Source organism: Micrococcus sp. LASM2_SD2, from assembly GCF_057364565.1.
Genome location: NZ_JBNFOB010000085.1, coordinates 1 through 8464, shown reverse-complemented (window position 1 = coordinate 8464; position 8464 = coordinate 1). Strand labels below are relative to the sequence as shown.

General features: G+C 71.0%; 7 protein-coding genes and 2 pseudogenes. 3 read left to right on the top strand and 6 right to left on the bottom strand.

Annotation, left to right across the window (positions count from 1 at the left end; translation table 11 throughout):
- The 3 genes from AC2W7A_RS06270 to AC2W7A_RS06260 all read right to left on the bottom strand — a co-directional run.
- The coding region (locus AC2W7A_RS06270; RefSeq protein WP_485990597.1) for an ABC transporter transmembrane domain-containing protein at positions 1 to 1128 on the bottom strand (1128 nt) is incomplete at its 3' end.
- A 31-nt stretch (positions 1129 to 1159) separates the two neighbouring features.
- Positions 1160 to 1621, bottom strand: a complete 462-nt coding sequence (locus AC2W7A_RS06265) for an NUDIX hydrolase (protein ID WP_485990596.1) — start codon at positions 1619 to 1621, stop codon at positions 1160 to 1162.
- Between the two features lie 128 nt (positions 1622 to 1749).
- On the bottom strand, positions 1750 to 2652 hold the full coding sequence (locus AC2W7A_RS06260) for a LysE/ArgO family amino acid transporter (protein WP_485990595.1): 903 nt from the start codon (positions 2650 to 2652) through the stop codon (positions 1750 to 1752).
- Positions 2653 to 2714: 62 nt separating this feature from the next.
- On the opposite strand from AC2W7A_RS06260, the gene AC2W7A_RS06255 reads away from it, so the two are divergent.
- The gene (locus tag AC2W7A_RS06255; protein ID WP_485990594.1) at positions 2715 to 3389 is read left to right on the top strand and encodes an ArgP/LysG family DNA-binding transcriptional regulator; all 675 of its coding nucleotides are present in this window, start codon (positions 2715 to 2717) and stop codon (positions 3387 to 3389) included.
- Positions 3386 to 3589 carry a hypothetical protein gene (locus AC2W7A_RS06250; RefSeq protein WP_485990593.1) on the top strand — a complete coding sequence of 68 codons (204 nt, stop codon included), beginning with the start codon at positions 3386 to 3388 and terminating at the stop codon, positions 3587 to 3589. Before AC2W7A_RS06255 ends, AC2W7A_RS06250 begins: the two co-directional genes overlap by 4 nt.
- Here AC2W7A_RS06250 and AC2W7A_RS06245 read toward each other — a convergent pair.
- The 3 genes and pseudogenes from AC2W7A_RS06245 to AC2W7A_RS06235 form a co-directional block, all read right to left on the bottom strand.
- The gene (locus AC2W7A_RS06245) at positions 3561 to 5123 is read right to left on the bottom strand and encodes a sensor histidine kinase (RefSeq protein ID WP_485990592.1); all 1563 of its coding nucleotides are present in this window, start codon (positions 5121 to 5123) and stop codon (positions 3561 to 3563) included. The genes AC2W7A_RS06250 and AC2W7A_RS06245 overlap by 29 nt on opposite strands.
- 100 nt (positions 5124 to 5223) lie before the next feature.
- A pseudogene (locus AC2W7A_RS06240) lies at positions 5224 to 5951 on the bottom strand (response regulator transcription factor).
- A gap of 225 nt (positions 5952 to 6176) precedes the next feature.
- Positions 6177 to 6795 (bottom strand): annotated as a pseudogene (locus tag AC2W7A_RS06235) (ubiquinone/menaquinone biosynthesis methyltransferase).
- 489 nt (positions 6796 to 7284) lie between these two features.
- Between AC2W7A_RS06235 and AC2W7A_RS06230 the strand changes: the two are divergent.
- Entirely contained in the window at positions 7285 to 8367 is a 1083-nt protein-coding gene (locus AC2W7A_RS06230; RefSeq protein WP_485990591.1) for an iron-siderophore ABC transporter substrate-binding protein, read from the top strand.
- Positions 8368 to 8464 lie beyond the last annotated feature (97 nt).

Below are 8464 nucleotides of genomic sequence, written 5' to 3'. Positions count from 1 at the left end.
CCACCCGGAGCCGCCCGGTCCCCGCCGGTCGTCTCCGCCTCCTGCCCCGGCCGCGCCCCACGACGACGGACGCGTCGCCTCCCGGAGGCGAGAGTGCCCGTCGTCGTCCCCCTCGCCGATGTGCCGGACGGCGGTGCCGTCCCGGCCGTCCTCCCGCTCCTCGGAGAGGACCTCGAAGTAGTCCTTCGAGCCGGCGACGGCGCGCTGGGCGGAGTCCACGAGGTAGGACATGGAGAAGATCGGCTCGCGGGCCATGTTCATCAGCTGCAGCAGCAGGACCATGTCTCCCACGGAGAAGTGGCCCTGCGCGGTGCGGACGAACACCAGCAGGTACAGCACGCCGAACACCACGTTCAGGGCGAGGCGGCGGGCGGCGTCCATGGAGTGCCACCAGTTCGACTGCCTCCGGGTGATGCCGATGGTGGACCGGAAGCGCTCGGAGAACCCGGCCAGCTCGGTGCCCTGGCGGTTGTACGAGCGCACCACGGGCATCTGCGCGACGACCTCGGTGAAGCGGCCGGAGGCGATGTCGATCTGCGTGTTCTTCTCGCCCTCCCAGACCTGCCACCGCTTCGAGGTCTTCGCGGTGAGCCACATGTAGACGGGGAACACCACCGCCAGCAGCACAGCCAGCGGCCACCAGTAGAAGGCGGAGATCGCCAGCACCGCCACCGTGGTGATGAGCATCGTGAACGCGTTGTTCGCGAAGAAGTTCAGGAACTGCGTGAGCTCCGTGATGGAGCGGTTCAGGCGGCTGGTGATCCGGCCGGTGATGGCGGTGTCGAAGTACTTCTGCGGCAGGTGCAGCAGGTGTTCGAAGTACCGGGTGGAGAGGATGGCGCGCATGCGGGTGGCCATCACGTCTCCCCAGTAGCCGCCGATGCTCACCACCGCCGTGGACGCCACCTCCACGGCCAGGAACGCGACCGCGATCCAGACCACCGCCTGCACGGCGTCCTCCACCGGGGTGCGGCCGGCCACCGCCTCCACGATCTCGTCCGTGGCGGCGCCGATGAGGAACGGGGTGGCCAGGTGGAGCACGGCCATCAGCACCGCGGACACCGCGATCCCGAGGTAGAGCGGACGCAGCTGCGGGGCGAAGCGGAGGATGCGCATCAGGGAGGTCACCGGGCCAGCGTAGTGCCGGCGCCGGACACCCTCAGAACAGCGGATCCTCCGCGATGCCGGTCAGCACGGACTGCAGCAGCGGGGCCAGGCCGTGGCCCTCCGGCGCCTCGAGGGCGGCGGGGTCCAGCCAGGTCAGGTCCGCGATCTCCGCGGCTTTCACCGGCCTCTCGTGCTCGGCGAGCGGACGCGCGAGGGCGAAGACGTCCCCCACCACCCGGAAACCGGCCTCGTTCGCGGCGGCGGCCTCGTGGACACCCAGCGTGACGAGCTCCTCGGTGCGCAGCCGGATGCCGGTCTCCTCGGCCACCTCCCGCACGGCGGTCTGCAGGGGGCTCTCCCCCGGCTCCGGCTTGCCCCCGGGGAACATATACATCCGGGTGCCGGCCTTGCGGACGGACAGCGCCCGACCGTCCGGACGCAGCAGCACCACGGCGGACACCCGGATCTGCTTCGGCGCGGACTCGGCGGCGTTCACGGCGGAGGCGGTTCCCATGCAGGACAGTGTCCCACTCGAGGCGGAGGCGGGACGGTCGGTCCCACCGGAGGCAGGACGCTCCCCTCTGCCGGACGCAGGACGGCCCGGCCACCGCACGACGGGGCACGTCCGTCGCACGGCGCCGATCAGAGCAGCGTGAGGCCGATCTTCACGGCGATGCCGAGCATGAGCACGCCCACCGCAGAGTCCACGATCCGCCACATCCTCGGCGAGTTCATCATCGGGGCGAGCTTGGTGCCGCCCCAGCCCAGCAGCACGATCCACGCGGCGGAGGCCAGGATGGCGCCGCCGGAGAACAGCCAGCGATCCTCGCCGTAGGCCTGGGCCACGGTGCCCAGCATCACGACCATGTCCAAGATCGCGTGCGGGTTCAGCAGGGACACGGACAGCGCCAGCATGATCGCCTTGCCCAGCGGCGTCTGGGGCGCCTGCAGCGCCACCTGCCGCACCTCCGGCCTCGCCTGCACGGCCACGGAGCCCTTCCCCGAGGGCTTCCCGACGACGGACGGCCGGGCGGGCTCGTTCGCCTCGCCGGAGTGCGGGGCCGGGTGCGTGGGGTCCGCATCCTCCTGGAGATGGCCGGCGCGGTAGGCCGCGAGCCTCTCCTCGTCGATCACCGGCAGCTGTCCGGTCAGGCTGACGACGTCCGTGAGGGACGGGGCATGCTCGGGGTCGTTCTCCTGCGCCTCGGCGGCCGCGGAGGACAGGGTCGTCTGACCCCGCCACGCCGAACGGAGGGCGCCGAACGCGAACCAGAGCAGGTAGGCGATGCCGGCCACGGTCATCGCGGGGATGAGCCACGGCACGGCGTCGGCCACGGCGCCGATGCCCGCGACGCCCGCGAACAGCAGGACGGCGTCGCCGGCCAGACAGATGCCCAGGCACAGCAGCACGCGGTCGCGTCGGACCACCTGGCGCAGGAGGAACAGGGTCTGCGCGCCGACGGCGACGACGAGGGCGAGGTTGGTCAGGAATCCGGTCGCGAAGATGGTCACCGGGAGAGAGTAGGAGCGCATCGTCAGCCGCATCCAGCGCAGAATCCTTCAGGGTATGAAGAGATCCTTCATAAGCTCGCGTAGGCTGTGCGCCTGTGAACTCGGACCACCTGCGCGCCCTCGCCGCGGCCGTCGACGAGGGGACCTTCGACGCCGCCGCGGACTCCCTCCGCATCTCCGGATCCGCCTTCTCCCAGCGTGTCCGCGCGCTCGAGAGGCAGGTCGGCCAGGTGCTGCTGACGCGCACGGTCCCGGTGCAGGCCACGACCGCCGGCGAGCACATGCTCCGCCTGGCCCGGCAGGTCGTGGCGCTGGAGGACGACGCCCTCGGCTCCCTCGGCGTGGGCGAGCAGGGCCGGACCCGGCTACCGCTGGCCGTGAACGCGGACTCCCTGGACACCTGGTTCCTCGGGGTCCTCAAGCGGGCCTCCACCTGGGACGACGTGGTCCTCAACATCCATGCCGAGGACCAGGCCCACACCGCCGCCCTGCTGCGGGCCGGCACGGTGATGGCCGCGGTCACGGCGGTCCCCGAGCCCGTGTCCGGGTGCGTGGTGATCCCCCTGGGGACCATGCGGTACCACCCGGTGACCACGCGCTTCCTGGCCGACCTGCACCAGCGCGAGGACGGCACCCCGGACCTCACCACCCTCCCGGCGGTGGACTACGGCGTCCGGGACCTGCTCCAGCACCAGGTCCTCGTCCGCGCCGGGCTCGGCACGCCCCCGCACCACCTGATCCCCTCGTCACGGCCTACTACCGGGCCGTGACCGGCGGACTGGGCTGGGGCATGATCCCCGACTCGCAGATGCCGGCCGGCGTCCTCGAGGGGACCCACCCGGAGCTGATGACCATCCCGGACCTCGGGGACATGGACGTGGAGCTGCACTGGCAGCGCTGGAGCTCCGGCCCCGACTCGCTGGACCGTCTCACCGAGGCCGTCATCGCTGCGGCGCAGGACATGCGCTGACCCAACCCCGCCCCACGGCGGGCAGGAGCATCACCATCCTGGTGCGGCCGGGGACCGAGTCCACGGAGACGGTCCCGCCATGGGCCTCCACGACGGCCCGCACGATCGCCAGGCCCAAGCCGGTGGAGCCCTCCACCGGCTCCCGGGCCGCGGAGGCCCGTACGAAGCGGTCGAACAGGACGGGCTTGATGGAGTCGGGGATGCCCGGGCCGTCGTCCTCCACCACCACCTGCACGCCCCGGCCGGAGGACGCCTGGGGAAACGGGACGATGTCCACGGTCGTGCTCACGGAGGTGCCGGCGGGGGTGTGCTTGCGGGCGTTCGAGAGGAGGTTGCCCACCACCCGCTCGAGCTGGTGGGGGTCTCCGCAGACCTGCACGTCCTCGGCGATCTTCTCCTCCGAGACCTCCACGTGCCATTCGTGCCCGGGACCGGCCGCACGCGCGTCCTGGACGGCCTCCACCACCAGCTCCGCCATGGAGACCAGCCGGCAGTCGGAGCCCGCGCCGACCTCGCCTCCGGCCTCCAGGCGGCGCTGTGCCTCCCGGTCCATGCGGGCCAGGAAGAGCAGGTCGTCCACCAGGCGCGTCATGCGGTCCGACTGCGCCAGCACGCGCTGCAGGGAGTCCCGCCCCCGCTCGGACAACGACTCGGTGAGGCCGATCATCTCCGCATAGCCCCGGATGGAGGCCAGGGGGGTCCTCAGCTCGTGGGAGGCGTCCGCCACGAAGCGGCGGAGCTTGTCCTCGAGCAGCTGACGCTCGTCCAGGGAGTCGTCCATGGAGGTCAGCATCCGGTTGAAGGCGGTGGCCACCACGGCGATCTCGTCCGCCTGCCGGCTCGCAGACTCGGGGACGCGGTGGTCCGCGAGACGGACCCCGGGGGTGCCCACCGGCAGGGCGGAGACCTCGTTGGCCCGGACGGCCACGTTCGCGAGCGGGTCCAGGGAGCGGCGCACCCATGCCCAGGAGCCGATGGCCACCACGATGATGATCACCGCCATGGACCCGAGGGTGCCGATGCGCGTCTCGTTGAGGATCTTGATCTCGTCGTCGATCGGCGTGCCGACCACGAGGACCCGCTCTCCGGGGCCGATCGGGGCGGTCCGGTCCAGCCGCTGGCCCTGGATCATGTACACCACGCCCTCGAGCCGGACCTCGGTGGCGTCCTCGACCGGGCCGCGGGTCAGCCCGTGGACCAGCACATGGCTCTCTCGCGAGGTCAGCTCACGCTGAACGCCGACCGCGTCGAGGATGTAGCCGTCCAGGCCCTGGCCCGAGTGGTGCTTCAGATCCTCCAGGTCGGCCATGCCCACGAGCGTGCCGGACTCGTGGCCGGCGCCGGTGGGCAGCGTGAGCCCGCGCCCGGGGGTGGCCAGCGGGGCCGTAGGCACGGGGCTGGGCCCGCCGGTCTCGATCTGCGCGGCGGCGCGCTGCAGGGTCGCGCCCAGGTTCGCCGCGATGCGCCCGCGCACCGTGTTCTCGGAGACGCTCAGGTTGAAGACCGCGTAGAGGCAGAGGACGGCGGCGACCAAGGCGACCAGGCCGGCTGCAATGCGGACGGCCAACGACGTCGACCGCCCCGCCCGCTGCCCGGAGGCAGGGGGCGGGGCGGTCGGTTCGCCCTGGGCCGGGTCAGGCCGGGCGGATGACATAGCCCGCGCCGCGGACCGTGTGGATCATCGGGTCACGGCCGGCGTCGATCTTCTTGCGCAGGTAGGAGATGTAGAGCTCCACGATGTTGGCGCGACCGCCGAACTCGTAGCCCCACACGTGGTCGAGGATCTGGGACTTGGACAGCACGGTGCGCACGTTGAGCATCAGGTACTGCAGCAGGTTGTACTGGGTGGCGGTGAGCTCGATGAGGTCGCCGCCGCGGGTGACCTCATGGGTGCGGGTGTTCATCACCAGGTCTCCCACCACGATCACCTCGTTGGCCGCGGCATCATGCCCGAGCGCTGGACGAGACGGTGGAGGCGGATGAGGACCTCCTCCATGGAGAACGGCTTGGTGACGTAGTCGTCGCCGCCGGCGGCCAGGCCGGTGATGCGGTCGTCCGTGGAGTCCTTGGCGGTGAGGAACATGACGGGCATGTCCGGCCAGAAGGCCCGGAGTCGCTCGAGGACCTCCATGCCGTCCAGGTCCGGGAGCATGATGTCCAGGATCGCGACGTCCGGCTGCTTCTCCTTGCCCTTCTCCAGCGCGGTGGCGCCGTCATGGGCGATGACGACCTCCCAGCCGCACAGGGACAGGGCCATGGACATGAGGTCGGCGATCATCGGCTCGTCGTCCACCACGAGGGCGCGGACAGGGGAGCCGTCCGGATGGGACAGCTTGGGGAGTATCTCCTGCAGCTCGGCCATGGAGGTGGGGGCGCCGACGTTCCGGGACTCGGTCACGGGAGACTCCTTTGCTGGTGGTGCGGCGGGCCGTGGGGATCGCCGGCATGGGTCCTGCGCGACCCGACGGTGCGGTCAGTCTATGACGCTATGACGGACGGCCTCGTTATGACACCGTTATCTACGCATGTCGGAGTGATCGTACGCCTCGGTGGACTCGATTGTTGAGCACTTTGCTGCGAACAGCCTTCATTCCACCGGTTTCATCGCCCAATGGACCGCGAGTGTACCGAACATGAACGTTTCGTGGCCGATGTTCACGAACCCGGCGTCCTCCAGTAGCCCGGCGATCTCCGCCGGCGTCTTGAAGGAGCGCGTGGAGGCGGACAGGTACTCATAGGCGTCCGGGGTGTCGGTGATGAGCCGTGCCACGCGGGGGACGATGTTCTTGATGTAGAAGGTGGAGAACGGCTTGACGATGTTCTCCGGGGCCGGTGAGGTCTCAAGCGCGGCCATCCATCCGCCGGGGCGCAGGACGCGGAACTGCTCCGCGAGCGTGGCGGGGATGTCCGAGACGTTGCGCAGCAGGTAGCCGTGGGTGAGGGAGTCGAAGGACTCGTCCGCGAACGGCAGGTCCATGGCGTCGGCCTCGACCCACTCGACCTTCTCCCCGTTCGCGGCCGGCCGCGACCTCCATCATCTCGGGCGCGAAGTCCGCGCCGACGACGTGGGCGTCCGGGTGGCGGCGCAGCACCTCGAGGGCGATGTCCCCGGTGCCGGTGGCCAGGTCCAGGACGCGCCCGCCGGCGGAGACGTTGGCGTGGTCCACGGTGCGCCGGACCAGGCGCGGCTCCTGCCCCCAGGTCATGACGGTGTTCATGAGGTCGTAGCGGCCGGCGATGCCGTTGAACATGGACGCGACCTTCTCCCCGTGGTCGGTGGGGCGCGGCTGGTCGCCGTGGGCGGGAGGGGTGTTCGGCTGGCTCACGGGCTCCACAGTATCCGCTCGGACGCCCCGCGAGCCCGCCGGTGCCGCAGGGCCACACTCCGCCCTGCGCTTCGCCCTGCGCCTGAAGTCCCAGGAGCCTTTCAGGGGAATCCATGCCGCAATCGTGTTGCGCCCCGAACTGAGGGTGCACTAACCTCTCTGATTAGGACATGCTGATGTTGCGTATTCAGTCACGCGTGTCCGTGGTCTTGGCTCGGCGGACTCTCGTCCAGCCGCCACACCGTGACCGCACCGTGAGCGCCGACGGCGGGCTCCGGCCGTCCTCCCAGGGAGCCGGGGCTCGCCGCCGCCGTGTCACCGACCTCGCCGCCGACTGCGGCTGAGGCCCCGACTCCAGAAAGACTGCCCATGACCCCTCCTCCCCCCTGGTCTCCCGCCGCCGCCCTGCTCGGTGCGGGCGGCTCCGGCCTCGCCCTGCTCCTTGCCGCCTGCGCCACGGGCCCGGCCGGCGGCTCGGCCTCGTCCTCGTCGGCCGGTGCGTCGTCGTCGGACGCCGTAGGCGGGGACGCCGCGTTCCCCCGCAGCATCGAGCACGTCTACGGCACCACCGAGATCCCGCAGCGCCCGACCCGCGTGGCCACCGTGTCCTGGGTGAACCAGGACGTGGCCCTCGCCCTCGGGGTGGTGCCGGTGGGCATGGCCGCCGTGGAGTTCGGCGGGAACGCGGAGAAGTCCACCGACTGGTTCGACGCGAAGCTCGCCGAGACCGAGGGCGCGCAGAAGCCCGTGCAGTGGTCCGAGGCCTCCGGCATCGACGCCGAGGCGATCGCCGCCGTGAAGCCGGACGTCATCCTCGCCGTCTACTCCGGCATCACGCAGGAGGACTACGACCGCCTCTCGAAGATCGCCCCCACCGTGGCCTACCCGAAGGACGTCCCCGCCTACGGCACCTCGTGGCAGCAGTCCACGGAGGTCATCGGCCGCGTGCTCGGCAAGGAGCAGGAGGCGAAGGAGCTCATCGCGGACCTCGAGCAGCAGATCAAGGACGCCGGCGAGAAGCACGCGGACCTGCAGGGCGCCTCCTTCATCTACGGCACCATCGACCCCGCCGCCGCGGACCAGATCAGCATCTACACGGACGTGGACAACCGCCCGAAGTTCCTCGAGCTGCTCGGCATGGAACAGGCGCCGGTGGTGACGGAGAACTCCCCGGAGGACCAGGCGTTCTTCTTCACGTGGTCGCCCGAGCGCGCGGACGAGCTGGAGTCGGACGTGTTCGTCTCCTGGGCCGCCCAGGACTCGGTCCGCGAGGCCATCGAGTCCGACCCCCTGCTGGGCTCGATCCCGGCCGTGGAGGCCGGCGCCCTCGTCCTGCAGACGGACGAGCAGGAGGTCCTCTCCGTCTCCGCGATCTCTCCGCTGTCCATCCCGTTCGCGCTCGAGAAGGTCGTCCCGCCGATCGCCGAGGCCGCGAAGACCGCGCAGGGCTGATCCCGCCGCATGCCGTCCCCGGCCCTCTCCTCCCCGGCCCGCGCTCGTGCGCGGGTGTGCTGATGGGCGCCCTGCCCGCGGCGCTTGCTGCTGGCGG

Bases quoted from the DNA above. Each gene is read 5' to 3' on its own strand.
- AC2W7A_RS06260 (WP_485990595.1), bottom strand. From the start codon at position 2,652: ATGCGGCTGACGATGCGCTCCTACTCTCTCCCGGTGACCATCTTCGCG.
- AC2W7A_RS06265 (WP_485990596.1), bottom strand. From the start codon at position 1,621: ATGGGAACCGCCTCCGCCGTGAACGCCGCCGAGTCCGCGCCGAAGCAG.
- AC2W7A_RS06230 (WP_485990591.1), top strand. From the start codon at position 7,285: ATGACCCCTCCTCCCCCCTGGTCTCCCGCCGCCGCCCTGCTCGGTGCG.